Annotated in this window: 21 protein-coding genes; 7 read left to right on the forward strand and 14 right to left on the reverse strand. The window is 40.0% G+C overall.

The window, feature by feature from the left end; all coding sequences use genetic code 11:
• The first annotated feature begins 17 nt into the window (after nt 1–17).
• Together leuC and leuD are read left to right on the forward strand one after the other, a co-directional pair.
• Nucleotides 18–1,421 carry a 3-isopropylmalate dehydratase large subunit gene (gene leuC / locus EHS11_RS16315; RefSeq protein WP_135765418.1) on the forward strand — a complete coding sequence of 468 codons (1,404 nt, stop codon included), beginning with the start codon at nt 18–20 and terminating at the stop codon, nt 1,419–1,421.
• Nucleotides 1,418–2,038 carry a 3-isopropylmalate dehydratase small subunit gene (gene leuD, locus EHS11_RS16320; RefSeq protein ID WP_135765419.1) on the forward strand — a complete coding sequence of 207 codons (621 nt, stop codon included), beginning with the start codon at nt 1,418–1,420 and terminating at the stop codon, nt 2,036–2,038. Before leuC ends, leuD begins: the two co-directional genes overlap by 4 nt.
• Nucleotides 2,039–2,088: 50 nt before the next feature.
• Here the strand turns inward: leuD and EHS11_RS16325 are convergent, their stop codons facing one another.
• The 3 genes from EHS11_RS16325 to EHS11_RS16335 form a co-directional block, all read right to left on the reverse strand.
• On the reverse strand, nt 2,089–2,316 hold the full coding sequence (locus tag EHS11_RS16325; RefSeq protein WP_135765420.1) for a hypothetical protein: 228 nt from the start codon (nt 2,314–2,316) through the stop codon (nt 2,089–2,091).
• A 150-nt stretch (nt 2,317–2,466) separates the two neighbouring features.
• Entirely contained in the window at nt 2,467–3,132 is a 666-nt protein-coding gene (locus tag EHS11_RS16330) for an NAD-dependent epimerase/dehydratase family protein (RefSeq protein ID WP_135765421.1), read from the reverse strand.
• Nucleotides 3,133–3,161: 29 nt separating this feature from the next.
• Nucleotides 3,162–3,596 carry an SDR family NAD(P)-dependent oxidoreductase gene (locus EHS11_RS16335; RefSeq protein ID WP_210413701.1) on the reverse strand — a complete coding sequence of 145 codons (435 nt, stop codon included), beginning with the start codon at nt 3,594–3,596 and terminating at the stop codon, nt 3,162–3,164.
• 286 nt (nt 3,597–3,882) lie between these two features.
• On the opposite strand from EHS11_RS16335, the gene EHS11_RS16340 reads away from it, so the two are divergent.
• Nucleotides 3,883–4,419 carry a TetR/AcrR family transcriptional regulator gene (locus tag EHS11_RS16340; RefSeq protein WP_135765422.1) on the forward strand — a complete coding sequence of 179 codons (537 nt, stop codon included), beginning with the start codon at nt 3,883–3,885 and terminating at the stop codon, nt 4,417–4,419.
• Here the strand turns inward: EHS11_RS16340 and EHS11_RS16345 are convergent.
• Nucleotides 4,399–6,009, reverse strand: coding sequence for a xylulokinase (locus EHS11_RS16345; protein ID WP_135765423.1), 1,611 nt, complete (start codon nt 6,007–6,009; stop codon nt 4,399–4,401). The genes EHS11_RS16340 and EHS11_RS16345 overlap by 21 nt on opposite strands.
• Before the next feature lie 128 nt (nt 6,010–6,137).
• Between EHS11_RS16345 and EHS11_RS16350 the strand changes: the two genes are divergently transcribed.
• Entirely contained in the window at nt 6,138–7,361 is a 1,224-nt protein-coding gene (locus EHS11_RS16350) for an MFS transporter (RefSeq protein WP_135765424.1), read from the forward strand.
• A gap of 504 nt (nt 7,362–7,865) precedes the next feature.
• Nucleotides 7,866–9,641, forward strand: coding sequence for an alginate export family protein (locus tag EHS11_RS16355; RefSeq protein ID WP_135765425.1), 1,776 nt, complete (start codon nt 7,866–7,868; stop codon nt 9,639–9,641).
• A gap of 9 nt (nt 9,642–9,650) precedes the next feature.
• On the opposite strand, the gene EHS11_RS16360 is transcribed toward EHS11_RS16355, so the two are convergent.
• On the reverse strand, nt 9,651–11,723 hold the full coding sequence (locus tag EHS11_RS16360) for a methyl-accepting chemotaxis protein (protein WP_135765426.1): 2,073 nt from the start codon (nt 11,721–11,723) through the stop codon (nt 9,651–9,653).
• 213 nt (nt 11,724–11,936) lie between these two features.
• Here EHS11_RS16360 and EHS11_RS16365 point away from each other — a divergent pair, with 213 nt between their 5' ends.
• Together EHS11_RS16365 and EHS11_RS16370 are read left to right on the forward strand one after the other, a co-directional pair.
• Nucleotides 11,937–12,581 (forward strand): glycosyltransferase, encoded by a 645-nt coding sequence (locus EHS11_RS16365; protein ID WP_135765427.1) that lies wholly within the window; start codon nt 11,937–11,939, stop codon nt 12,579–12,581.
• 133 nt (nt 12,582–12,714) lie between these two features.
• Complete coding sequence (locus EHS11_RS16370) at nt 12,715–13,359, forward strand: DUF2625 family protein (RefSeq protein WP_135765428.1); 645 nt, start codon at nt 12,715–12,717, stop codon at nt 13,357–13,359.
• 8 nt (nt 13,360–13,367) lie between these two features.
• Here the strand turns inward: EHS11_RS16370 and EHS11_RS16375 are convergent, their stop codons facing one another.
• The 9 genes from EHS11_RS16375 to EHS11_RS16415 all read right to left on the reverse strand — a co-directional run bounded on the left by EHS11_RS16375 (nt 13,368) and on the right by EHS11_RS16415 (nt 26,583).
• On the reverse strand, nt 13,368–13,646 hold the full coding sequence (locus EHS11_RS16375) for a hypothetical protein (protein ID WP_135765429.1): 279 nt from the start codon (nt 13,644–13,646) through the stop codon (nt 13,368–13,370).
• Nucleotides 13,647–13,809: 163 nt separating this feature from the next.
• Nucleotides 13,810–16,803: an efflux RND transporter permease subunit gene (locus EHS11_RS16380; protein ID WP_135765430.1), complete on the reverse strand. Its 2,994-nt coding sequence runs from the start codon at nt 16,801–16,803 to the stop codon at nt 13,810–13,812.
• Nucleotides 16,800–19,886, reverse strand: a complete 3,087-nt coding sequence (locus tag EHS11_RS16385; RefSeq protein WP_135765431.1) for an efflux RND transporter permease subunit — start codon at nt 19,884–19,886, stop codon at nt 16,800–16,802. Before EHS11_RS16385 ends, EHS11_RS16380 begins: the two co-directional genes overlap by 4 nt.
• The gene (locus EHS11_RS16390) at nt 19,883–21,394 is read right to left on the reverse strand and encodes an efflux RND transporter periplasmic adaptor subunit (RefSeq protein ID WP_135765432.1); all 1,512 of its coding nucleotides are present in this window, start codon (nt 21,392–21,394) and stop codon (nt 19,883–19,885) included. The genes EHS11_RS16385 and EHS11_RS16390 overlap by 4 nt, the downstream gene beginning before the upstream one ends.
• A 3-nt stretch (nt 21,395–21,397) precedes the next feature.
• Nucleotides 21,398–22,078 (reverse strand): hypothetical protein, encoded by a 681-nt coding sequence (locus EHS11_RS16395; RefSeq protein WP_135765433.1) that lies wholly within the window; start codon nt 22,076–22,078, stop codon nt 21,398–21,400.
• Between the two features lie 3 nt (nt 22,079–22,081).
• A complete protein-coding gene (locus EHS11_RS16400) occupies nt 22,082–22,699 on the reverse strand; it encodes a tetratricopeptide repeat protein (protein WP_135765434.1) in 618 nt (205 codons plus the stop codon).
• 1 nt (nt 22,700) lies between these two features.
• Nucleotides 22,701–23,387: a lipoprotein gene (locus EHS11_RS16405; RefSeq protein ID WP_135765435.1), complete on the reverse strand. Its 687-nt coding sequence runs from the start codon at nt 23,385–23,387 to the stop codon at nt 22,701–22,703.
• A gap of 4 nt (nt 23,388–23,391) precedes the next feature.
• Complete coding sequence (locus EHS11_RS16410) at nt 23,392–25,143, reverse strand: Ig-like domain-containing domain (RefSeq protein WP_135765436.1); 1,752 nt, start codon at nt 25,141–25,143, stop codon at nt 23,392–23,394.
• Entirely contained in the window at nt 25,144–26,583 is a 1,440-nt protein-coding gene (locus tag EHS11_RS16415; RefSeq protein ID WP_246047971.1) for a TolC family protein, read from the reverse strand.
• Nucleotides 26,584–26,713: the final 130 nt, after the last annotated feature.

The following is a 26,713-nucleotide window of genomic DNA, read 5'->3' on the forward strand; positions in this document are numbered from 1 at the left end:
TTTTCAGAGGTGAAAAAATGAAATCAATGTTTGATAAAATTTGGGAAAACCATACTGCAGAAAATCTTTCTTCGGGAGAATCCATCCTATTTGTGGACAGGCATTTGGTTCATGAGGTTACTTCCGCACAGGCCTTCCAAGGTTTACGTGACAAAGGCAGAAATTTGCTTCATCCTGAACTTACTTTGGGCGTAATCGATCATAATGTTTCCACCAAAAACCGTTCTGACAGAAATGCAAGTGGCCCTGTTTCCAAAAAACAAATGGAAACGATGGAACAAAACTCAAAGGAATTCGGATTCCGACTTTTAGGCTGGGATCATCCCGATCAGGGAGTGGTACATGTGATCGGGCCCGAACTTGGATTTACCTTACCGGGGCAGGTCATCGTATGCGGTGACTCCCATACTTCCACTCACGGCGCGTTCGGTTCGTTAGCTTTCGGAATCGGAACAAGCGAAGTGGAACATGTATTTGCGACCCAAACGATTGTGCAAAAAAAACCCGGATCCATGCTCATTCGATTCATTGGAAAATTGCCCACCGGTATCACTGCAAAGGATTTGGCATTGGGTTTGATTGAAAAAATCGGAACGAACGGTTGCCAAGGTTATGTGGTGGAGTATGCTGGAGATGTAATCTCTTGTTTTTCCATGGAGGAAAGAATGACTCTTTGCAATATGAGCATCGAAGCCGGGGCCAGGGCCGGGCTTGTGACGCCTGATGAAACAACCTTCCAATACATTTATGGCAGGGAGTTTGCTCCCAAAGGAGATGAATTCGCCAAGGCGATCGGCTTTTGGAAATCTTTACGATCGGATTCGGATGCAATTTACGACCAAATCATTGAAATGGATGTTTCCGAGTTGGAACCGAAGGTCTCTTGGGGAACAAAACCGTCCCAAACGGTTTCCATCACTGGTAAAGTGCCATATCCATCTAACTTTAATTTTGCGGATCTGGCTTCTACTGAAGCAGCATTGGAATATATGGGATTAAAATCAGGCATTCCGATTCAGGATATAGAAATTGATAAGGTGTTTATCGGATCTTGTACAAATTCCAGAATTGAAGACTTGAGAGCTGCCTCAAGGCTCGCCAAAGGAAGAAAAGTCCACACCAGAGTACAGGCATTAGTTGTTCCAGGTTCAGGAAGAGTGAAACGGCAGGCTGAAAAAGAAGGTTTGGACAGGATTTTCAAAGAAGCAGGATTCGAATGGAGAGAACCCGGTTGTTCCATGTGCCTTGCCATGAACGACGATGTATTGAAACCGGGAGAAAGATGTGCTTCCACTTCCAATAGAAATTTCGAAGGAAGACAGGGGAAAGGAGGGCGTACTCATTTAGTGAGCCCTGCTATGGCGGTAGGTGCCGCAATATCGGGAAAATTCGTTGATATAAGATCTTGGAGAGAATTATGAAAGCTTGGAAAAAACATAAAGGAATCGCAGCATCCATTCTAAAAGATGATATCGATACGGATCAGATACTACCCAAACAATTTATGAAATTGATCGGCAAGGAAGGATTCGGAAACCATCTATTTTTCGATTGGAGGTATATGGATGAGGAAGGCAAGGTTCCCAATCCGGAATTTGTATTGAACCAGACTCCCTATGACAAAGCGAGCATTCTGATCTCAGGGGCCAACTTCGGCTGCGGTTCAAGCCGGGAACATGCTCCTTGGGCAATCGCAGGTTTCGGATTGAAAGCGGTAATTGCGACTTCTTTTGCGGATATCTTTTCCATCAACGCTCCGAAAAACGGAATCGCACTCATCCGATTGAACGAAAAAGAGGTCATGGAACTTTCGAAGTTTACCACCAAACAAGAAATTGTCGAAATTTCCATTGATTTGGAAGAAGGAAAAGTTTATGCAGGAGAAAATGAATATTCTTTTGTTCTAGCGGAAAACGCAAAACAAAGAATTGTTAACGGCTGGGATGACATAGATATCACTTTGCAAAAAAAGGAAGAAATAGATTCTTTTAAGAAAAAATACTTCTCTTCCCATACCTATTACCGATTGGCCACTTAAAAAAGACGGGCCTTTGGAAGGAAAGGTCCCGTTTGCAGGCAAGTCGGATTCTATTTCTTTTTGTCTTTGCTAACCAGACCTTTCAACTTTTCTTGAGTTTCTTTGTCTTGTAGTTTTTCTTTTGCAGTTTGAATTGCTTTTTGTCCTTCTTCCGACTGCGCTTTTTGAATGATTGAATCAACCAATTTGCCATCTCCTTCCGAAGAATCCTTGGAATTGGAACTAGCGCATTGAATTGCAAGTGTAAGTAGTAAAAGAAAGATCCATTTGGATTTCATTATAAGTCTCCCTATAAGAAAAACTAAGTCGGAAAAAGGTAGAGTCAATTTAAAAACGAATTGAATCGCTGACTCGGATTTTAAATTTCCAAATCTTCCGCATTTGCACGAACGATTTATTCCGTTGACATCCGTTATGAACCAACAGTCTTATTTTGCCAATTCGATGATATCTTCGACTTCCAGGATATCTTTATCATATCCTTTGAGGCTTACGGAAATCATAGCACGTCCCAGTTCTTCCAAACTGGATACTGACTTAGGAAAAAACTTTCGTAAGATCGGATAAGCCCAAGAAATGTATTTATAGTATACGATCGTGTTTTTCAGTCCGGGACTGGGATGCAAATACCCAGGTCGAACCGCATAAACTTTGGCAAAACCCAGTTTTCTTAAATCATTTTCCGTTTTTCCTTTTACCCGCGCCCACATGATAGAACCTTTTTCCGTAGAATCGGTGCTCGCGCCAGAGATATAAAAAAACTCTGAATCAGGATTCAGCTTTAAAATTAATTTTGCAAAATCCAAAGTTAAAGTATAAGTGAGCTCTCTGTATTTTTCTTCTTTCATTCCCGCAGAAGACACACCTAGACAAAAATAACAAACATCATAACCTTTTAGTTTTTCCGCATAGGCGTCCAGATCGGAAAATTGAGGAACAATGATCTCTTTCACCTTCGGATGCTCTATGTTAGATGGTTTTCTATTTACCAGCAAAACAGACTCTATCTCATCTGCTTTTAAACATTCGTTTAGTACCCCTTCTCCTACCATTCCGGTTCCCCCGGTAAGCAAAACTTTGATTTTTTGTTTCATTTGTTTTTCCTAATCTCCTCCGTGCTCATTTAAAAAGTTTGGCCATCCGTATCAAAGATAGTCGATGTTCCTTCTTTATCCGTAGAAATACTTAAACTCAACCACTTTTCCAGCTCTTCCGATTTTGTTTTTTCACTCCTTCGGATCATCTCCACTGCGTCTTTTCCCAAGACCAATCGTAAAGGAGGATTTTCCGATTCTGCAATTTGAATCATAGCAAGAGAGGCTTTTTTAGGATTTCCCGGAAGAGTATTATTTTTAAGATATCCTTTTAAAAGTCCCAGAGTTTCCGTATAATCGGAAATAGGTGCCGCATAATCAATAGAATAACCTGCCCAATCAGTATCAAATCCGCCCGGTTCTATAATGGTAATTTTGATTCCCAAAGATGCAACCTCTTGCGCTAGAGATTCGCTAAAACCTTCCACTCCGAACTTAGCTGCATTGTATGCGGAAACCTCCATTTCTCCCTCCAACAGACGATACTTGCAAAATAGAACCGGAACGCAGCTTTCTCATAAATCGCTTCCGTCAAACTGCGCCCAGGTCCTCTGGAACTTCCTGTAATAAACCAAACTTTCTCCATCGTTTTTCCTACCTGATCCCTCCATCTTTTGACAGAAAAAACGGGAGTCGGGAACAAAAAAAATAACATTTTTACATTTTTTATATAATTTGTCAAAATAATTAAAACAAATTCAAAGAACAGCTTATCATTTGACAAAAAGTAAGATTTTGTCAAAATGAGCTATGGTAAAGAAAGCAAATTCCTCGGAAGAGGAATTACGCAGAAAACAAATCCTCGAAGCGGCCTTGGATTGTTTTTTGCAGTTCGGTTATTCCAAAACATCTATGGACGATATTGCTAAAAAGGCAAACTTGTCCCGCCCCTTGCTCTATCTTAAATTTAAAAACAAAGAAGATCTGTTCACGGAAATATTTAATTATCTATTGGGAGGAAGGTATGAATCTTCCGAAGAAGTATTAAAAACAAACTTTAGTCCTAAGGAAAAACTAATTCAAATCTCAGAAATTTTACTGATTGAACCTTGGGCAAAAGTCGCGGGTCATCCGATGACTTCCGATTATTACGAAGCATGTTCCAGACTGTCACCGAAAGTTATGGAAAAATACGAAAGGTTCATTATCAAATCGGTTCAAACCATCCTGGGAGACAAAGAAACTGCGGAAGTTTTCTTTTTAGCAATGGATGGAATGAGTGCCGACCTACCTACTGTAAAAACTTTAAGAAAGAGAATGAAAGTTTTAATCGGTAAATTTATTTAGTTCCGAAAAGTTATCCCTGTTCGATTTGTACAGTTTTTTAAAAACTTTGAAATTCTTTTCGTACTTATCTTTTACATCCGGATTGGGAATCCATTCGTCTTTTACCGGAATCATTTCTTTCAACCCTTCAAAGTCTTTGATCTTTCCGAGGCCCAAGGCAACAAGGGCAGCAGCCCCCATAGCGCCTACATTCTCTGGCTGAAATACCCGTTCCACTTTTCTTCCGGTGATGTCGGCAAGTGTTTGGCAAATAAAAGAAGACCTTGCCACTCCCCCCACAAAACGAATGCTCTGTGAACTATTTACCTTCTTTTCGGAAAGTTCTAAAATCCACTTTTTATGAAATAGAATTCCTTCTACAACGGAACGGATAAGAAGTCTTTTCCCCGTATTTAAACTGATATTGAAAAACATCCCTCTTGCATTCGAATCTTCAAACGGACACCGGTTCCCATGCAGCCAAGGAGTAAAGATCACTCCTTCCGATCCGGGTTCAGTATCTTTGATCGAATCAAACATATATTCAAATAAACTTTCATAGATGGCGTCGGGACCATCGGTGATTTTTTTCTTTTCCAGATACAAATCGATCTCATCCAATGCAAGATGGTCCTTTACCCATTGCAGACATTTTCCGGAAGTTTCCTGCTCTCCGAAATAATTATAAAACCCGGACCTTGCCCCTACAATGGAAGCCATTCTAGAATCAATATCAACTTTTCTTTGTTTGGTGACAGTCGATACCCAACCGGAAGTTCCTGCGTAGATATGCGTGTCTCCTTCAAGTACCGCCCCCGCACCCACACCGATAAGAGATGCGTCTCCTCCTCCTCCGAATACGGCAGTTCCTGCTTCCAGTCCTAAAAATTCGGCGGCCTCCTTTGTCAGACCGTCCACTTTGTCCGAAGAATTGATAATCGGGGGAAGATGTTTCAGATTGATTTTAAAAAGTTTGGCGAGTAAACGGCTCCAATTCCCTTTCCCTTTTCGGGAGTCATATAAAAAAGTAGTAAACGCAGTATCTCTTGTCATTACAGCCTGGTTTGTACATTTTGCGATAAGGAATTCCTTTACGTCCAACCACCACCTAACTTTTGAGAACAGATTTGGTTCGTTTTTTTCCACCCATTTGTATTTCCAAATAGGATCTTTTACGCTTCCCGCCACGGCTCCGGTGATCCACAAAGATAACAGAAGTTTGAATGCATTGATTCCTTCAATTTTCAAACCATGACCCAATCCTTTTTTGATTTCCTCCGTTGCCCTTGCATCCATATAACTCATCGCCCGGCGTACAGGGTTAAAACCCGAATCTACCAATACCAAACCTTGCATCTGGGAGCAAAAAGAAATCCCCTGGATGCTTTCGGGAGAAAGGCCGGTTTCTTTTAAAATTTCGCGGGTGGTAGTTTGCAAAGCATTCCACCAGTCATTCGGGTCTTGTTCCGCTCCTCCGTTTTCCAACAAATGGATGGGATATTCGGAAAGAGAGGCATATGTCAATTCCAAACGTTCTCCCAGAAGAAAGAGGCAGGTTTTGACACCTGTGGTACCTACGTCATAGGAAAGAATATAAATTTCATGGCTCATGGGCTCTTCCTTATCTCAAATTTCCGGCTGCTGGAAAAAAGTGAGTGATCACTCACTATGAAACTGAAAAATCTGCCACAAAAGCAATTCTTTTTCCAAAAGGGAAAAGCTGTTCCAAGGAGAATGGAATGAATCAAAATTCGATCCAAGTCTATCCCTATCGTTGGGTGGTTTTATTTTTGTATATACTGATCACTGCTGCCATATGTATGCAATGGCTGACATTTGCCCCCATTGCCCGGGATGCAAAAGAGTTCTACTCAGTAAACCCGATCCAAATCGACCTGCTTTCATTGGTCTTTTTAGCTGTGTTTGTGGTAGTTGCTATTCCTGCATCCTATGTTATTGATACCTACGGAATTCGAAAAGGGGTAGGATTTGGTGCGGTTCTTATGGGAGTCTTTGGAATTCTCAAAGGAATTTATGCAAATGACTATACGATCGTACTTATCTGCCAGGTAGGTCTTGCGATTGCCCAACCGTTTTTACTCAATGCAGTCACAAAAATCAGCGTATTATGGTTTCCCATCCAGGAAAGAGCGACATCCGTTGCATTGGGGACACTCGCTCAATTTTTAGGAATCATATTTGTGATGATTCTGACTCCTCTTCTTTTGGAAGGAGGAGAAAAAGGTGCAAAGATCCCCGAAGTGATGTTGTTATACGGAGTCATTTCCCTTGTCTCCGCCATTCTGTTTTTAATCTTCAGCAGAGAAAAACCTCCCACCTCACCCAGCACACACGGAGAAGACAGCAGGCTTCCCTTTTGGGAAGGAATTCGTTTTTTATGGAAGAAAAATGATATGAGAAAGATATTGTTTTTGTTTTTGATCGGTCTAGGAGTCTTCAACGCAGTCAGCACATGCATCGATCAAATTGCAGAAGTCAAAGGTTTAAACATAGAAGAATCAGGTCTTGTAGGAGGAATTATGCTAATTGCAGGTATATTGGGCGGGGTAGCTGTTCCTCCTCTTTCCGACAAGATTCAAAGAAGAAAAATATTTCTAAGCGTAGCCATGGGAGGATTTTTGTTCGGTTTGGCCTTGTTTACGATTTCAAATTCTTTCTTACCTCTCCTACTTGCATCTGCGATCATAGGTTTTTTTCTATTGGGAATCGGTGCTCCGATCGGATTCCAATACTGTGCAGAGATCACTTCTCCCGCGCCGGAATCCACCTCACAAGGGTTACTTCTTTTGGTGGGGCAAATCTCGGGGATAGTATTCATACTCGGGATGAATTACTTCGGAATGATTTCCTTTTTGTATTTGTTTCTGGGTTTGTCTGTTCTAAATTTCATTCTGGTATTTTTTTTGAAAGAGTCTCCATTTATGGAGATTAAGAAAGATTAGGTCTTGGAGCAGTGTAGTTAGTTGGTCTTGTAAAAGTCCGGCGCTTATAGGATTGGATTTTGGTATCCCCACCCTGATTTGGGAGGGGTAATCCACCCGCCACCCAATGAGTTCCAACTAACATATCCAATTCGAATTGGCAACCCTTCCTTGCATTTTTCCCAAAATTCTTTGGAAAAGTTCGCCTTTTTACCTGATTCCAATCAAAATCCCATGCGCCACTATGGAAAGCGAAATGAATTGAGGCACCCAACGATTCTAACTCTTGACGAAATACAAGGTTTCGCTTCCTGGATATTAATGTCCCATTACTTGGTCTATTCGTTTACCATGTGAGGCAAATTTGCTGGAAAACTTTGTTTTTTGTTTAATCTGGAATAAAAGAATGTTCAAAATAACGAATTTGATCTATTATTACAGAATTTTATCTGTAATAATAGACAATTTGTTGACTCACACGGAGAAACTCCTAATCTGCCAGGAACGGCAGGTTACCATCATCCTATGAAATTTGAAAAACTGATCCCCATTTTAATCTTATCTACTGCGAGTTTGCTGGCGCAAAATACTCCACCTAGCACTACGGAGGGAACTACAACTACGGAACAACTGCAAGCGAAGCCGGAAATTGTGGAACCATACAAAAGTCCTTTGAAGGCAAACTTATCAGGTGAGTATTTAAGAAGCTTACAAATCACCCCTGCACAAAGAAAAGCAATTCAATCCAATCCTGACTTATGGTTTGCAGACAAATACAAAGTCGGTTTTGGTTTGAGACCAAAAGCAGACGCGATTACCAACCTTGATTTTGACAAAACAACTGCCGACACAAGAAACTCCGTAGTCAACCAAACTCAATTTTATCTGATCGGGGACTTAACTCCCAATGTTCTTTTTAAAGTAGCCTTCCAAGACGTTCGTCTATGGGGAGGAGAAGTGATCTCCGCCGGAAACCAAGATCAAAAATATGCAGTGATTTCCAATGCAGGCACCACTTACGATACCACCAAACAAACGCTTATTCCTGTAAACAATTATGCAGGCTTCAGAGAAGCTTTTCTGGATTTAAAAACAGCGAAAGAAGGAATCCGATTAAGAACAGGCAGACAAGTTATAGATTTCGGCGACGGAAGAATCGTAGGTGCGAGAAACGATAGTTTGAATGGAAATTCATTCGATGCGATCCGACTTACCACAAAAATTGAAAACCATACTACCGATGTATTTGCATCAGTTCTGAGCACAGAAAACAATTCAAACGGTCTTGTTTCCAACAACTCCACAAAGTTAGGTGGTCCAGGAGAAGCTTATTACGCAGGTATCCATCATAATTTCAAAGTCGCAGATTGGTTAGGAATCGACGTTTACGATTTTAGTCTTTTCAAAAAAAGAACTACGGTGAAAAGTCCTCCGGATTGGGCCACAGAACAAGTATATCGTGGCAATGATCAGATGAATACTTACGGATTCAGACTTACCAACCGAACCAAAAGCAACGCGGTTCCTGATGGAGTCAAATTCGATTGGATGGTTGAGGCAGCTTGGCAATCAGGATACAACGGGCAAAGAATCGCTCCCGATTGGATGAATCAAGACGGCAAACTCAAAACCAACCAAACTACCGGAGCACAACCTTTGTTTTCTCAGAATGGAAAATACGATTCCAATTTGGTTGCAGTACAACTTGGTTACTCCCCAGTTAAGGAATTCCGAATCGGCGTACAATATGTCCAAGCCTCGGGAGACCCGAACAGAAACGACTCTTCGGTTGCCACATTCAACCCGTTATTTGCTACAAGACGTATGGCAGGGGGAAGTATTCCTTTCGCAGGAAACGGAAACTCCGGAGCGGTCTTCTGGCAAAACGTAAAAGATTATTCCATTCATTTGAAATACGAAGCAGGTAAATGGGGAACTTTTATCTTCAATCCTCACTGGTATTATAAAGTAAAACTCCAAGACGGTTATTATGATAACAATAATTATGTGACTGGGAATGCAAAAACGGGCGGGCTTGCCAGCACTGAAGATTATTATAATACACAGCAGTACGATCAGTTTGCTCCGAGATTAGGCAAAAAAATTGCAACCGAGCTGAATTTTGTCTACATCGTTACTCCGTTTGAAAATGTTTCTTTCTGGTTTGGAGCAAGTCAACTTTACGGAGGAGATGCAATCCGCAATCAAAAGAACAATATGTGGAATTCAGATCCTTTGCATAGATACGATTTCAAACCGAATGCGTCTTATTTTACATTCCAAACGGTATTTGCCATTTAAGCAAATATCTTAGACTTTAAACCTACCGATTAATCGGCTTAAATGCTCTGCTTGTCTTTGCATATCGGCCGATAAATTGGTAAGGTTGTCCGCTCCGCTTGCTACTTCCTGGGTTCCATCGGAAATACTCAAAATGGTTTTGGTAATTTCTTCCGTAGCTCTTTTTTGTTCAAAGACAGCCTCTTCAATTTGAAGATTGAGTGTAGTAAGTGCTGTGGCACTTTCTCCGATATCTTTCGTATTTGTTTCCTGCGATTTTACTGCGACCAAAACTTTATTTGCAGAAGACTCGAACTCATTGACGCTTAAGTTGAGAGATCGGAGTACCTTTGCTGCTTCTTCCACTTTAGCATTACCGTTTGTCACTGCAAGATTTGTAGACTCGACTAGTCCCCCGATCTCTTGCACGGAATGAGAAGTCTGCCCTGCAAGTTTTCCGATCTCTTCCGCAACAACGGCAAACCCACGACCTGCATCTCCTGCCCTTGCCGCCTCTATCGCAGCGTTTAACGCGAGTAAGTTTATTTTTTCTGAAATTTCAGTGATGATATCCAAGACTTCGGTAATACGGGAGGCTCTATCTCCAATCTCTTCCATGGCATCTGTAGACGAAGACATTGCCTTTTCCCCGATCACAGCTTGTTCTTTCGAATCGGTAGCCAATTTTGCAAGGCTTTGCATTTCTTGATTGATGCTTAGGATTTGTTCTCTCAACCTTACGACATTGAAATCGATTTCTCTCATTTTTCCAACAGCAGTTTCCATAGATCGCCCCACATGATCGGCTGAAGCGGAGAGTTCTTCCACTGCTGCAGAAGATTCTTCCGCAGCGGAAGCTTGGGTTTGGGCGATATCGGAGAAATTTTCCGAAGTCCTCGTCATCTCCGTGGAATGGGATCCCAATTTTTCAGAAGAAACTTTGATTTGGCTGATCATGGAAAAAAGACTTTCCTTCATCCCGGTCATGGATTGAAGAAGGTGGCCGATCTCATCTGTTTTTTTATAATGATTTACAGCAGTCAGATCTCCATCCGCAATCCTGGATGAAAAATGCATGGCTATTGTCAACCCGCGACTTACCAATCTTTGAAAAATCAAATTCAAGACAATCAACACGAATATCAATATCAAAAGAGAAATGATACTGGATTCTAAAACGATTTTCCCGACGCTTTTAAAATAGAGGGAGTTAGGTATGCTTACCTGCATTGTCCAAAATTTCGGGTCTTTTCCGATATGAAATGGAAAGTAATAATGGGTGTATCCGTTGGATACGTGAGTAAATCTTTTTCCTTCTTTATTGTTTTCCAGGTAAACTTTCAACTCGTCGGCATCGAAAATTTTTTTCCCAAGCTGGGACTTATCATCTCCATTCATCGCATAAATTCCATTTGGCGAAATAAGAGCAATATACCCTTGCCCGCGAAACGGTTTTTTGTCTCCGATCCTTTCCTGCAAGTTTTTGAGATCAATGTCAAGGCCCGCAGCCCCGTAAAATTTCCCCGGCAAACTGATAGGAGTCACAAGAGAAATCATAAGAACATTTTTGGAACCAACTTTATAATCATAAGGACCCACTACGGACATTTTGTCTGTTTTTCTAGTGATTTGATAATAATCGCCTGTCCCGTCCAGGTTATCATAATTTTTGAGTGCTTCGATTTGAATATTTCCCTCTTTTTCGGTTTGGTACAAATATGGAACAAATCTTCCAGTAGAGTCATGACCCGGCTTGTTTTTAAATCGAAAGTCCTGTTTATCGTATGCATTCGGTTCGTAACAAACCCACATGGCGAAATAATTGAAATTTCTTTTTAAGATTTCTCTCATTGTGGAAATCACTTGATCCCGGGGAGGGGATGCAAACATCAATGGAAAACGAAACCCTCGTGTAACACCCATCATGGTATTGAGCTGTTCCATGACTTCGAATGACCATCTTTCTGCAGTTACATTTGCCCCTTGCTCGACCTCTTCTTTCAGATTGACAAAAGTTTGATAGGACTGGATGGAAGTGAGAATAAAAAATCCGATAAATAGCACGAAAGAGATGTATAAGGAAATACGAAGGCGAATGCTCATAGGTAGTGTAATCTATCCGACGGAAGTAATTAATAAAGATATTTCATAACTAAAGCATTTTCGATTCTAAAAAAAAAATTGCAGATATCAATCCGGTGGAGCAAAACTAGAATGAATCTAATTTTCCATTTGGAAAGAAGCAAACCACCTATTTCTAAGAAAAGAGAAGACTTCTGCAAAATGATTTTATAGTCTCTAATCTGTTTTACTTTCATGGAAAAATTAATTTCAATTATTATTCCTATTTTCCCGGGAGATAACGAAGCGGAAGAACTTTTAAGGTTTTTAGACAATCATATTCCTGAATATTGGGAAGTGATTGTCTCTTCTCCGAAAGAAAAAGGAAGCAGAGCCTACGCTCTCAATGAAGGCGCGAAAAAAGCGAATGGAAAATTCCTTTGGTTTTTACACGGAGATAGCCGTATCACCAAAGAGACAATCCATCTTTTAGAGAAATCCATTTCCGAAAAACCGGAAAGGCTTCATTACTTTAAACTTAAATTCTATCCTGATTCCATTTTGATGCGTTTCAATTCCATCGGTGCGAATTTAAGATCTTATTTGCTCGGTTGTCCATACGGAGATCAAAGTTTCTGCATTGCAAAGGATCAGTTCTTAATCTTACAAGGATTTGATGAAGATATCGCTCTCGGTGAAGACCTTTTTTTTGTCTGGAAGACAAAAGAGAAAAGTATCTTGTTAAACCAAATTCGAGGATATATTCAAACCAGTAGCCGCAAATATAAATCCCGAGGCTGGTTAAGAATTACAATCTTTCATCATTATATGTTCTGGAAACTCGTATTTCTTTGGTTAGCTGATAAAGGAAAAAAAGCCATTCCTAAAATTTCCGAATGATATCCGAGCATATAAAACTTTTTCGACAAAATTCGAATCCGAGTGCAAGAAAGGCAAAGTTTTTAAGACAAAAACAAACCGATTCTTTTTAGTAACTACTTGCCAAACTTATCCGGTTTGTTCCCAATGATCTATGGGCCAAAAGATCAATCCTGACTTTCTGAATGAAATCAAAAATGCTACGAACCATGCAATACTCCATCCTAAAAAAAGCCAAGAAGAGGATTCCATCTTAGAAGCATTGGGAATCGATGAAGAATCCATTTTAGGAATGACTCTGAAATATACCGCAGGTATTTCAGTTTATCACGGATGGGTGCGTCTGTTTGGCGGTGAATCATCGGAATTTACGGATTCGATCTCCGATTGGAACGATATCAACGATTCCGAACAGGTTTTTATCGAAGACGCGCTTCTGGTCGGCTATGATCTATTAGGTGGTTTTTTTGCTGTAAATACGGGCGCCTTCGAAGACGAAGACGGTATGGTTTATTATTTTGCACCGGATACTCTCCTTTGGGAAAGCACTGAGCTCGACTATAACGATTTTTTCCATTGGTGTCTTTACGGAGATATTGAAGACTACTATAAACCTTATTTTTGGAAGTCCTTTGCCGCAGATTGTGAAGTTTTAAAAGCAAATCAAGGATTTCAATTCGACCCCCCTGTTTATGAACTGGAAGAAGAAGATATTGATTCCTTGAAACGCAATGTAGTGAGTTTGCGAGATCTTTGGGAACTGACCACAGTAGAGGACGAAGAAATTGAAGAAGATTAACCTTTACCTTAGAAAGATTTTTTCCATTCTTTTCCTTCTTTCAGGAGAAAATCTTTCCCAGTTTCCAAAGCATCATAATTTTTGAGCTTTATTATATGCATACGTTGGAATCGGGCTTTATCTGTAATCGAATCCATTTTTCTTAAGAAAAAAGAGAATCCCCATCTTTTTATATGTTGTACCGAGCCTAAAGGATAAATTTGGTGTCTTAATTCATCTTCTATACGCAGATTTTTTCCTTTTGCATGATCCGTTATCGCTCTAAAATCAATTCCTTGTTCTAACAAAAACAAAACTATATCCGAATAATATCCGAGCATACAAATAAACGCAGTTAATCTACGATTTTACAAACTAATCGTCTTTATCTCATTAAAGTCAGAAAAAGATTTTATCAATGTTTTTTATGCGAAAAAAATTAAGGAAGGCACAATAGATTATTTTAGCGGATTATTTACCAAATGTTCTTTTGCGCCAAATCAATGCTACTTTCTCTTCCAGAGTCTTCCAAATTTTCTTTGTAAGATCCCACAAAAGTAAAACCATATCTTGGTTCTCGTATTTCCGATTCCATTCCCTAGTTATCCTTTCCTGGCCGAAGAGACAGAAACAGAAAAGCAGAATGGCGCTGAAAATATGGACTAGGCTGATCAGAGAAGCATCGGAGATTATAATAAAAGGAATAAACAAAGACACAAAATATAAAACAGGATACTGCGTTAGGTGGTATTTACTTTCCAATAAAAAAATACCGAAAAGATGACCTATTCCGAGACCAATGAGAAATGGAAGGTAGATGACACTCGAAAAGAAAAACTTCCATAGAAATATGCTAAAGAAAAGGGGGGCGATCATTTTCCATATATATGATTTTGATTTTTTCAAATTACCTGTTAACGCAAAGAAAATCAAAGGATTCAACCAAAGTAGGTTTAAAAAAATAACCTTCTGAAAAAAGTCAGATCCGAAAAAACCTTTATCTTCCTCATCACTGAGTTCTACCCGATATCCTTCCGGAAGAGACGAATCCATAACCGTATCGATCAACCCTCCCAGTTCCGATCCGGAACTGCCTTCCATCTTTACGGCAAACGAAAGGGATCTGGAACGGTTTTTGTGATATATCTTTTGCGGAACAAGTGCCTCTTTGGGATGAACCAATTCCGAAATAGGTACAAATCGTCCCGATCCGTTTTTAATTCTAATTTCACTCAAGTGATCGGAAGACTTGCGATACTCTTCCGCATAACGCACTCTAATATCGACTTCCCTATCCTGATCCAGATATTTCGTTGCCACTCCGCCCTGTATCGCCAAACGCAAATTATCTCCAAATTCGTAAAACTTCATATCGGAAAGTTCGAACTTATAAGGATTATAATTCAATTGTAACTCTTCGCGGGAAGGTTTGAACCGCAAAACCGATTCAGCCACACCATTCATTGATTTTGCTTTCTCGGCAATCCTGCTTACATATTTTTCCAAATCCTTGATATCATAACCGATGACGTCAAATGCAACTTCCTTGAAAAATTTGGAGTCTTCATCGGAAGAAAAATAAAGAAATCCGTCGTCGGTAGATCCGATCGAGGCTTTCAGAGAGGAAAGAAAGTCCCTATCGGGAAAATTTCCGTCGTCTAACTTAATCAAAAGTAACGAATGAGCCGGATCTATTTTGCTGATTACTTCTTTTACACCCGTAACAGAAAGGATTTTCTTTTCTGCTGATAAGGTGATTTGGCTTGTATGTTGAAAGGAAGTTCCGGGCGGAAATTCAAGGAAAGCAATCACTTCCTTTTTATCCGAATCAATGGAATATTTCAAACTTGAAGAGAATAAAGTATAAATACCAAGCAAAATAAGAAAGACAATACTCACCGGATACAAGTAAATATTGGTAAAAAGAGAATCCTCCGTTTTCTTTCTCCAGTCCAAACCCTTTTTAATCAAAAAATTACAGATAAGATCATAATACCTGATAAAGTAACGATTCTCTTTATAAATCCATCGAAAGAAAAAAGTATCTTTGAAATTAATATAAAAAACAGGAAACAGTATATAACTTGAAATCACGGAAAAACAAATGGCAAAAACAAACTCGAACCAAAACATAAAGATCCCCTTAGAGAGTAACAGAAAAACAACGGAAACACCAAATATAATAACGAGCATTAGGCTGAATTTATAATAACCGAAATGATATATATCCTTCTTTTGAAATCGATAAACACGAAGAACAAACATACCCCAAAAAATTTGCCCGATGATAAATCCGTAGGAAAAGGCCAAACTTAAATCAAAACGACCGATACCGACTGCCAATGAAAAAATAAACCAGGAAGTAGGAACACTCATCAGGTAAAAAGGGAAAAACCTTTTGAAATTCGCATTTCTATAAAAAAATAGTAAGACTAGTAAAATGATAAAAAGACCTGAAATCATTAGGGAGCGAATGGTATTTACTAAAAAAGAGGCTTCATCCTGAGTCACGATCACTTCCAACTTTCCCTTTATTTTAGAAGAGAATATCGACCTGATTTGCCCGGATATCTTTAATATATCACTTGTTTGGTTGTTGTATATAAAAACAGATACCCTTTCCTCTGCGTTCAAACGGGCACCTACTTCGTCATCCCTCGGTTCCAAAGATACTTTCGCAACGTCATGCAAAAACACCACTTTACCGAAGGAATCGACTACCAAAGGAATATTTCTTAACGCATAAAGATCGGAAAATTTGCTATTTGCAAACACGGAACTGTCTCTGTTGGATACACGGATGTTACCCAATGAAAAGTTCGCATTCCAATCTTGAATCTTGTTTACGATGTCTCTTAGATTAAGAGTGTAAGCTTCCAGTTGTTTTGCATCACAGGCAACTAAGATTTCGCGAATTCTGCCTCCCGCTACGATCACCTGACTCACTCCTTCGATGTTTTCCAATTCCGCCTTATAAGTCTTTTCAACTAACTCACGAAGCTCATCCTGAGTTAGTCCTTCATTATAAAAAGTTGCTACCATGGCGGGAGAATTGCCCGGATCAAATCGATACACCATGGGCTTATGAACTTCCCTAGGAAATTGATAAGAGATCAAATCTATCTTTTCCCTGATTTCCAAAGCCTTTGTTTTTAAATCCAAGTTTCTTTCCATTTGGATTTGAATGACGGACTTGCCCGATTCGGAAATGGATCGGATTTCTTTGATTCCTCCTACTGTAGAAATGATTTTCTCAATGGGAGTCGTGATGACTTCTTCCGTTTGGTATGCGTCAAAGCCGGATGCATCCACCCGAATGGCAATCCCGGGATAAATTTCCTTTCTGCTTAAGGAAAATTTGATTTCCTGAAAAGACAAAACACCGAATAAAGTAAGTCCCAATGCAAACATCAAACATAGAATAGGTCTTTCCTCTATGGAGAGTATGATCTTTGATTTTTTCATCGGTAATGGGAAGTTACATTTTTATTGAATTTATAAAATAACAAAGGTATTACAAAAAGAGAAAGCAAGGTAGAAGTAAAAAGCCCGCTAACAACGACTACTCCCAAGGGAGCTTGGAATTCGGAACCTTTTCCGAGTTCAAAAACAATAGGGAGCATACCTAGAATGGTAGTCGTATTGTTCATGATCACCGGTTTGAAGACTGCTTCGCTACTCGCCAAAATAGCCGCCAGACGGTCATTCTTCTCCTCCAAGAACAAACGGTAGTATTCAAAAAACAAAGAAGCATTGTCCACAACAACTCCCATAAGCAGGATAAATCCCATAAACGAACTTATATTAAGCGACTTTCCTCCCAATATCAAGGCAGGAAAAGTTCCTATAAAAATCAATGGAACGGAAAAAAGCATAAGAAACGAAGAAGAATAAGACTCGAATTGAGCGGATAACAACATATAGATCAAAAGTAGTGCCAAGAGAAAGGAAAAAATCACTTCCCTAAAAGAAGCATCTATATCTTCCTCTTCTCCGGCAAACTGAAGTTTGACTCCTTCAGGCAGCTCCCATTTCTGAATCATGGATTTGATATCGGATTCTGCTCTTGTCAAACTCGGATCCAAACTGACATCAATCGGATTGATACGGAAATTTCCACGTCGCATAATGGATGATAGATTTTTTTCCTCTTGTATCTCTACGAATTGTTCCAAGCTGATATTATCTCCGGAAGGTGTTCGGATTTTCAAACGTCTCAGTTTTTCCAGAGTGTTTGTATATTTTTTGTCCATACCAATCCGAATGTTGGTTTCCATTCCAGCAATTTTCATTGAGGAAGAAGTCAAACCTTTCAAAGCAATCCTTACGAAAGTCGATACTCCCGCATTGGTCAATCCGTATCTGGACATTTTCACCTGATTGAATTTCAAATGGTATTCCGTATTCTTTGTCTCCATTCCTAGCTTCACTTCCAAAACGCTAGGTTTGGAAAGTAATCGGCTCTTTGCTTTTATCCCGAACTCCTGAATGGATTCCAAATCATTTCCGATCAAAAGGAATTGAAGAAATCCTTTTTTTTGACCCAAAAGGTCACCGAGCATATTATCCCTTGTATTGAATACGATCTCGTAACTCGGATCAATCACCAATTTCTTTCTAAACGCACTTATAAAATCGGAAGTTCTTATATCCTTGTCTTCTTGCAGCACAACCCGAAGGGATGCTTTGTTCGGATCGACAATCGCATTCGGATTGATCTTCAGATCATCTTCTTCACCGCCGATATTTGTGACGACTCGGGCTACTTTTTTATCTTTCAAGAGTTCTCCTTCCAGATAAGAAACAAAATCCGACATCGCAGGAAGATCCGTTCCACGCGGTAACGAAACTACCATTTCAAATTCGCCTGTATCAACTTTCGGCAAAAACTCCTTTTGAATGAAAGGAATCAAGGTAAAACTGAAGACAAGCAAAGCAACGATTGCCAACAAATAAATGTTAGGAGTCGCAATCATTTCCTTAAGAAAGGAATGATATCCTTTGATCAGTTTTTCTTCATCATAAATCTGAAACTTGCTTTTTTTGGAAGTTAATGTTTTTCGCGATTTATACAAAAAAGAAGCCGCAAGCGGAATGAAAGTCAAAGAAACGATAAGACTCATAGATAATGTGACTACAATTGCCAGAGCCATTTCGGAGAATACGATTCCCAAAGTGCTCTTCAGAAAAGTGATTGGCAAAAATACGATAATCGTAGTCAATGTTGCGGATAGAATGGAAGTAGAGACTTCCTTGCCGCCATCCAAGATAGCTTTTGTTAGTTGGCTACCCAATAACAAATTTCTTTCGATTGCGGAAAGCACTACGTTACTAGAGTCAAAGAGCATACCCACTCCCAAAGCGAGGCCCCCAAGGCTCATCATGTTAAAACTGATACCTGCAAATTTAAACACAAGAAAGCTGGGAAAGAGTGTCACGGGAATGGCAAGAAGCAAGAGGCTCGGACTTTGTAAGTTTTTTAAAATGATCAGTAACGCAAGGAAAGCAAGTACGGCACCTATGATTAAACTTAAGAACAGATTATTAATGGATTGTTTGATAAAATCGGATTCATCATAAACAACTTCCAAAGAAATTTCCTTTTTAAATTGGGTTTGGATAAACGACAGAGCGTTGGAAACATTTTCGGCGATCTGAACCGAGTTTTTGCCAGGCTCCTTATAAATATAAGCAACAATACATTCTTTTCCGTTGTAGCGGGCAAGACCTCTTCTGTCCCGAAAACGTTCTTTCACATTACTGAAATCCGAAATATAAACGGGACCCGCCCCTTCATTGAAAAAGGCAATCGTACCGCCTACTTCCTCCGTGGAAGCGTATTCGCCTATGGCACGAACCAGTAAGTCCTTTTTACCAAATGGCAACTGACCCGCAGGATAATTTTTATTATTAATGGAAATCAGAGAGCGCAAATCCTGCGGAGAAATCCGAAATGAATTCATTCGCTCAGGATCGATTTCTATAAATACTTCCTTTTGGTATCCCCCGGAAATCTGAACTGCGGCAACTCCGTCCACACGATCCAAATATACTTTCAGGTTTTCCTCGACAAACTGGCGTAAGTTGTGTTCGTCTGACAAACCGTTGGAAAAAAATACGATTTCCATAAAGGAGGATTTGTTCGGGTCGAATCTGGAAATCAAAGGTTTGCTTGCGTCTTGCGGCAAAAAGTCCCGGATCAAATCCAATTTTTCACGAACTTCCACCAAAGAAAAATGAATATCCGTTCCGTTTTTAAAACTCAAATGAACAAACGAATAACCTTCGATGGATTCCGATTCCACCTTCACAACACCTTGGATCGTACCGACAACTTCCGAGATAGGTTTAGTAATCAGATTTTCCATTTCTGCAGGTGAAGCATTGGAATAGGTAGTTATAATCGATAGTCTCGGAAATTCAATATTGGGAAGTAATCCGATAGGAATGTCTCTTAAGGACAGTGCCCCAAAAATAAGAAAGCCACCGTAAACCATACTGGTGGCAACCTTTCTTTTTAAGATAAATTTCTGAATGGCTTCAATCATTGAAGTTTGGGCGTGATCAGTATTCCGTCAAACAACCGACTGATGGAACTGAGAGCGATCGAATCGCCTTCTTCCAGCCCGTCCAAAATCTCAACTTTATCCTCTTTTTTCGCACCTAGTTTCACCTGTTTTTTATAAGCTCGCTTGTTGCGAACAACGAAAATAAATGCGTCCGTCTCATTCAATGCAATGAGAGAAGTCAGAGGAACAAATATGGATTTTTCTTCCTTGCCGGTAATCACCTCACACCTAACAAACATTCCTGGCTTAAGCAGGGAATGTTGATTGTCAAGTTGGATCTTTACTTCCGCCGTATGCGTTTTACTGTCAACAAAAGGACTGATTCTCTTTACCGTGCCACGGTATGTTTTGTCAGGGGAAACATCGGCCTTTATATCTGCTTTTAAACCGACTTTCAGTTTGAAGAGATCTCCTTCATTTACGGAAAAAGCAACATAAACGGATTTCACCGAAATAACGGTTAAGATAGGAAGACTTCCTCCACTCCCCGCATTGACCAATTCTCCCGCAGTTCTGTTGATTTTTGCGACGACACCGTTTAACGGAGAATAAAGGATTGATTCCTTAATCAGCATCTCTGTAGTTTGCAAATTGACTTCGGCCGCTTTTAGATTCCGAAAAGCCACTTCCTGCTCAGAGGCCTCTATCTTTGTATTGATTTTTTTCAATACTTCGTTTTTTTCCTTTCTGTCGGCAGGAACAGCCAATCCTTCCGCTTGTATATCCTCATCCCGGATTCCTACGAGAACCATATCTAAATCGCGTTTCGCATTACTAACATTAATTTCACGGGTATTCAACTCAAGGCGAAGGTTTGCCATTTCCTCTTCCGTGATTACTTTGTTTTCCAAAAGGATTTCTTTTTTCTTAATCACTTCCTGAAACCTTTCGAGTTCCGCGATTGCTTTATTATAAAGATTGATTCTTTTGTCGGCTTCGCCCAGTTTGATTTCCAAATTCCGTTTAGCAATTGCTAGTTTATCACCGGAAAGACGATACAATGCCTGAGAGGATTCTAAAGCGGCTTTTTGTTTGGCAAGATCGAGTTCAAAAGTCAAACTATCGAGCTTTGCCAATTTCTGTCCTTGCGAAACGGAATCACCTTCGTTTACAAAGGTTTTTTCCAATCTTCCGCTTACTTTCGAGTATATCTCCACTTTTTCAATCGGTTCTAAAAGTGCCGAGTAGGATAGAACGGGGGTATTGCTCTCTTCTTTTATGTTTAATAATTCGACGGCCAAACTTCCTTCTTCGCTCAAACCTTCTTCGGAATCTTTCTTTTCCTCTTTTTTGAATTTTTCGTAATAGCTGACGAGGGAAAGTTTAGGCGAATAAAACATCCTGTTAAAAAAAGGAACTTTCGCCCTCAAATCCCCCCAAGTCAGATTGCTATATCCGATCGACAGTCCAAGATATATAAGTGCACTGATAACTATCTTGGAGAAAAAAGGAATCTTAGTTAGAAAATCAAACCTTTCCTTTAGCATTAGTTAGGCTGTAATGACCCCGAAAACAAAATAACAAATAAGAAACAAAGGAACAAGCCAAGTCAAACTCGCCCTTCTTTTGTTTTGGGCAAAATATTTATTAGATGCTTTCGTAAAAATTCTAGTGGAAAGATATATCCCGATTCCGAATAGAATCATCCAAGCAGCAATCAGCAAACTGAATAGAACGTATCCGATCTGCGGGCTGAAAGGAAAAACGGAGTTCACTATGAGCACGATAAACAAGATTGTGATCAAACCCGTCGTTGAATGAAGGCAAATCCCGAAATGAGCTAGAAACGACCGGCTTTCGGATTCCAAAAATTTAGCCAAATAGTAGCTAAACACTGTTATATAAAATATAAATAGAGCCAAAGCAGAGAAAATATAGGCTACGTTGAATGGGTAAGAATTTAGCAAATAACTTAATCCGGAATTTCCTTTGGCATCAAACTCTATCTTAAGTGCTTCATTCAATTTGCTATAATAAGGGTATGCGCACAAAAAAACCAAAAAATAAAAAAACATATATGCGCATGAAAAATACAGAAAGTATCTCAGTCCGATATGAAAAACTTCCTTAGGGCTTGTATTTTTGTCATACTCAATGACCGGATTTTTAACAATATTCTTCCAATAGAGAATATGATATGCGGGGGAAACGATTTTCTTTAAAAAACTCATACTTTACTTCCTTCTATTTTTACTTTGCGGGCTTTGCTTGATTATGATGGTCGGCTGTTTTGAGGTTTCGCGATCTTTGCTACTTGAATAGACCTTTCCGTATATTAAGTTGAGTTCCTGCTTTGCTAACAAAATCTGATCTTCCTGACCGATTGCTTTGTCATATGACAGGATGGCATCGGATATTTTTCCCATCTTTGCATTGATTTTGCCGGAGATAATCAGTAAATCCAAATTGGAACTGTCTACCAACAACAATTCATCAACAAGAGCAAGTAGTGTTTTGCGATCCTTTCCGGAGGCATACCCCGCTTTCAATTTCCAGAGTTTAGCTTGAAAGCCCAAAATAGGATCGTCCAGAACATCTTCCAATCGTTCTTCCGCCTTAGCAAAATTTCCTTTATAAAATTCAATTTTGGCCAAATAAAGAGGGGTGTCCGAATAATGCGAATCTTCCTTATCAACCTGGGTAAGATAATTTAAAGCCGAATCCAAATCGCCACTGGCATATTCGTCCTTGCCTGCCAAATAATTTTTCTCCAAAGTCTCACTGTCGGAGCAAGAAAAAATAACACTCAAAGATAAAAAACAACAGAGGAAAACAAAACTCCGGACTGCCATTTTAGTTATCACCTTTGGAATTAACCTTTAATGCATGTTTTGTTTCCTGCAATGCAATCATCTCACCCGAATTTTTTTTCAACTCAAAGGCAAGACCCTCCGCAACTTTCTTCATCAGTTCGGATTCATATAGGATTTTATTGTCAAAGGTGGATGAGATCATCCCCAAGTTATTGCCTTCATGATCAAAGATATGCAAAAAAATATAATTATATTCTTTTCGATCCAGAATCTGATCATTCGATTGAATAGATATGGAACCCTGTATGAGAATATCAAAAGTTTCGTCCCGAAAAAGAGATCGTATTTCTTCCCTGTCTAAAAGTTTTTCTTCTTTATAGTCTTCGTAACTGTTTTCTCCGGCGATTCTTCGCAAAGATTCGGGGAGTGATCCGATCGCGTCTTTGCTACTCTCTTTATTTCCCGGATGCGCATTTTTTTTCCGATAAGGTACCAGGTTGAACCCGTTCTTTATAAGTTCAAATTGCAAAAGATCTTTAAAATTTTTCGGAGCTTGTTTGAGAGACTTCAAATCCCTATTTTCAATATAACCTACCAGAATTTTCCTGGAAGATGATTGCGAAGAAATAGCAGAACGGATATTATACGGATTTCTAGAACAATTAGCAACTAACAAACATAAAATAAAAAACAGGAAAGCTCCGATCTTTTTATAGCTTCGATTCATTATATTATTTAGCTTCCATGGTAAAATTAAAATTGGAGGAGAAAAACAGATTGTTCACATCTTTGGCGGAAGTATCCACCGTAATCATATAATAAGGAAAACCTGCAGGAGCATTATCCGACCGCATCAGATTGAAATCTCCTCCGGTCGTTGCGTTTCCGAAAAGGGTTGAGTTACAGGATGACTCCTGTTCGGCGAAAACCAAATCAAGAACCCTGCAGCCGTAAGGAAAGGCCGCCTGGCAATCCGCCCAGGTCCAGGAAGAAAGTTGAATAATGGTAGAGGGAGGGGAAAGCCGTCGCAAACGAACAGCGTTGACCGTACTATTCAAGTCCATATAGTTAGTAAAAATCAATCGGAAGTTGTCTGTATTTACATCGGTACAATCTACAGTTGAAGAGGTAGCTCCTCCACCGGTATCACCTGCACGAAAGGTGTAGGAACTTGGAGTTAACACAGCCAAGGTGCTATCCCAATAACAGGACCCTAAACTCCAGTTTCCCCCCGCAGCATTTCCCGTACCGGGGAAAGTTGTGGCACAACCCTGAGAGGCGACACCGACCGCCTGCACGGTCGGGGAAGAGGAAACGGATCCTCCGGCAACAAAACTATACGTAGAAGCTGCTTCTACGGTAATTTTGTCGGAGGTGATCACATTTTGACCCACAGTGATCGTATAACGGATGCCATAACTTAATTTTGCATCAGGCGTATATGTGAGCGTTAGGTTGTCGGAAGACCAACCGAATGTGCCGGTAAAAGAAGGGCTAAACCCGATATTGGATTGGGTTTGGACCTGGTTCATCGGTCTTGAAAAATTAAATACGATCGGATTGTTTGTAGGATTCCCTAGACATGCAGTAGTAATCGACGTAGTAGTCAGATCGCCCAGCGTTCCGATCCCCGCCAAACAGTCTGCTAAGGTTCCCGTAGAAAGAGTGAGAGATGTCAATTGAGGAACCAAATTCGGAGTTCCTACCTGAAAACTTCCCGCAATCGGAATTTGCATGCGGATGCCTTGTGTGTCTTGTGCAACCGTCGAAACCGTCATATTGATTCTTGTTTGGTAGGCAAAAGGAGAGTCCGGGCTAATGGACAGTTCCGTATCGGAATCCCAATAATAAGTCGCGTTGAAGTTAGGCGAAAAAGTGATGGCGGAAACCGTAGCGCTTTTGTCCATAGCGCGCGAAAAATAAACTTTGATTTTATTTCTGAGAGGTGTGCCCATACAAGCATTGGAAACAGAATCACTTAGAATATTAACTGCAGTAGGACTACCGGAATTACAACTGGCCGAAGAACCGGCACTTACGGTAACCGATTGGACTTCGGGAAAAGTTCCGGCGGTTGTTTGATTGCCTACTGTGAAACTGGCGGTAAAAATATCCTTCAAATCAAGACCATCTTTCGATTCGCAATTTTTTGTAAGAGTGTATGTGTAAGTGCCGTAACTGAAAAGAGTACTCGGAGTAAAGTTCAGACTATAATCATTGAGATCATAAAAACCTTGGGTAGAAGGCGAAATGGAAAAACTTTGAACGCACGAATTGATGTTCATTGGTTTATCGAACAAAATGGCAATCTTTTGAGTACGAGGCAGTTCCTTATCCCCCATTGAAGGCACCGCCGAGACTACCTTAGGTGATGAATCATTTCCAAGGAAGGTAAGCATCTTCGATGCGTCGGAACTTGCATGTTTGCAAAACTCAAAGGTAAACAAGAAAACAATTAATAAAAACTTATATCGCTTTTTCAACTAATCCTCCAAGTAAAAATCGTATTCGGATTTTTTGCGTAGTTTGTTATCGCCCTTATCCGGTTTCGAACCATTCTCATCCAAAATATTCTTATCCAACAAATCTTTCGGCTTGTTGAAAATAAAAGAATCATCGGAATACAATTGGGCCAACAAGGAATTTCCCTCGCCCTTTTTATACATGTAAAATTGCCATTCGGAAACATCGACTCCGGTAGCAAACGACAGATCCATAACCGACTCCAAATAACTGCTGATAGCTGTAGTCAAGTCGTCGGCGGATTTCAATAATTCGAGTTCTGCAGACAACATTTCAGTCTTTTTGGAAAATCCGGTTGCCGATTTCGCCTGCATTGATTTCCAGGTTTCATACGTGATGTAGAAACGGGAATTTGTCAGTCTCAATATCTGCCAAGTCTCTCTCACCTTTTCACGTGCCTTGAATGCCTCCGCTTTTAAGGCGATTTCGATCAGCTGGTTGTTTCGAACGGCATCGGAAAGAGCGATCTTTCCTTCATAGATTTTTCTGGAATATGATAGGTCATCAAACAGGTTCAAGGTGCTGCTATTGAATGCGTTTTCCCCCCGACCTACAAATTGAGGACCGAATCCGGGAATCCTTTGAATACCGGTTCCGTCAGTCTGCATTCCGTAATTGGCAGTAGACTGGTTTGTAGTACTCCCCAACTGAGTTTGAAATGAAATGCTGAATCCGTATACGTCGTTTTTTACAGGCAGAGGGCCGTTTATATTCTGACCGTAATAGCTTCCTAAAAATACTTTCGGTTTCCAGTAGTTTTCGGTGATTTCCTTTCTGGTTTTCAAGTTCTCGATTGTAATTTGGGACTTTTTGATCTCAGGTTTGTGTGCCACGGCAAGATTTGAAGTTTCTTCCTTAAAATAGGGAGGAAGAAGAACATAATCATTTAACAAGGATTCTTTCAAACGGAGAGGAAGTTCCAAAGGAAGGTTCAGCGTTTTTCTTAATTCGATATTGGCTTGGTTACTGTTTGATTCGGTCTTTAGCAAAAGAAGCTCGATTTCCCTGATTTTGGATTCGACTTCAAGTCGCTGCAATTCCGTTGCGAACCCCGCAGCGTTTTCTTTTTTTATGTCATTGATCTGAGATAGTGTTCTTTCCAGGGTTTTTTTGACAAAATGTAACTTTACCTGGTTGGCCAAAGACTTGATATAGGTCTTCCTGATCTCAAGAGAGAGTTTGTCCTTTGTGATTTTCCAATCTTCCTGATTGATCAATTCCTGTAAGCTGGCAGATTCGATTTCCAACTTGTTTTCTCCTCCGTCATAGAGGAGTTGATTGATTTGGACCCGAATATCATTGTACTGACTGTCCGATTGGTTGAGATTATTGTTTTTTAAGCCAAAGTAACTGACTCCGACACGAGGCAGGTAATTTCTCCATTTTTCGGTGGAGATCATTTTAAAAACCTCCCTTCTATCTTTCAAACTTTGAAGTATTACGCTGTTTGTAACACCCACTACCTCCGCTTCCTCCATGGATAAGGAAAGGGGATCATAAGCTTGTTCCGAATTTATAACGGTAAAAAGA

The sequence above is a fragment of the Leptospira ilyithenensis genome (assembly GCF_004771005.1).
Lineage (GTDB): Bacteria > Spirochaetota > Leptospiria > Leptospirales > Leptospiraceae > Leptospira_A > Leptospira_A ilyithenensis.

Coding starts and splice junctions, on each gene's coding strand:
- EHS11_RS16380 (WP_135765430.1), bottom strand. CDS start 16,803: ATGAAAAAATCAAAGATCATACTCTCCATAGAGGAAAGACCTATTCTA.
- EHS11_RS16400 (WP_135765434.1), bottom strand. CDS start 22,699: ATGGCAGTCCGGAGTTTTGTTTTCCTCTGTTGTTTTTTATCTTTGAGT.
- EHS11_RS16335 (WP_210413701.1), bottom strand. CDS start 3,596: ATGGAGGTTTCCGCATACAATGCAGCTAAGTTCGGAGTGGAAGGTTTT.
- EHS11_RS16365 (WP_135765427.1), top strand. CDS start 11,937: ATGGAAAAATTAATTTCAATTATTATTCCTATTTTCCCGGGAGATAAC.
- EHS11_RS16345 (WP_135765423.1), bottom strand. CDS start 6,009: ATGAGCCATGAAATTTATATTCTTTCCTATGACGTAGGTACCACAGGT.
- leuC (WP_135765418.1), top strand. CDS start 18: ATGAAATCAATGTTTGATAAAATTTGGGAAAACCATACTGCAGAAAAT.
- EHS11_RS16325 (WP_135765420.1), bottom strand. CDS start 2,316: ATGAAATCCAAATGGATCTTTCTTTTACTACTTACACTTGCAATTCAA.
- EHS11_RS16390 (WP_135765432.1), bottom strand. CDS start 21,394: ATGCTAAAGGAAAGGTTTGATTTTCTAACTAAGATTCCTTTTTTCTCC.
- EHS11_RS16370 (WP_135765428.1), top strand. CDS start 12,715: ATGGGCCAAAAGATCAATCCTGACTTTCTGAATGAAATCAAAAATGCT.
- EHS11_RS16360 (WP_135765426.1), bottom strand. CDS start 11,723: ATGAGCATTCGCCTTCGTATTTCCTTATACATCTCTTTCGTGCTATTT.
- EHS11_RS16355 (WP_135765425.1), top strand. CDS start 7,866: ATGAAATTTGAAAAACTGATCCCCATTTTAATCTTATCTACTGCGAGT.
- EHS11_RS16350 (WP_135765424.1), top strand. CDS start 6,138: ATGAATCAAAATTCGATCCAAGTCTATCCCTATCGTTGGGTGGTTTTA.
- EHS11_RS16415 (WP_246047971.1), bottom strand. CDS start 26,583: ATGATCTCCACCGAAAAATGGAGAAATTACCTGCCTCGTGTCGGAGTC.
- EHS11_RS16405 (WP_135765435.1), bottom strand. CDS start 23,387: ATGAATCGAAGCTATAAAAAGATCGGAGCTTTCCTGTTTTTTATTTTA.
- leuD (WP_135765419.1), top strand. CDS start 1,418: ATGAAAGCTTGGAAAAAACATAAAGGAATCGCAGCATCCATTCTAAAA.
- EHS11_RS16330 (WP_135765421.1), bottom strand. CDS start 3,132: ATGAAACAAAAAATCAAAGTTTTGCTTACCGGGGGAACCGGAATGGTA.
- EHS11_RS16340 (WP_135765422.1), top strand. CDS start 3,883: ATGGTAAAGAAAGCAAATTCCTCGGAAGAGGAATTACGCAGAAAACAA.
- EHS11_RS16385 (WP_135765431.1), bottom strand. CDS start 19,886: ATGATTGAAGCCATTCAGAAATTTATCTTAAAAAGAAAGGTTGCCACC.
- EHS11_RS16395 (WP_135765433.1), bottom strand. CDS start 22,078: ATGAGTTTTTTAAAGAAAATCGTTTCCCCCGCATATCATATTCTCTAT.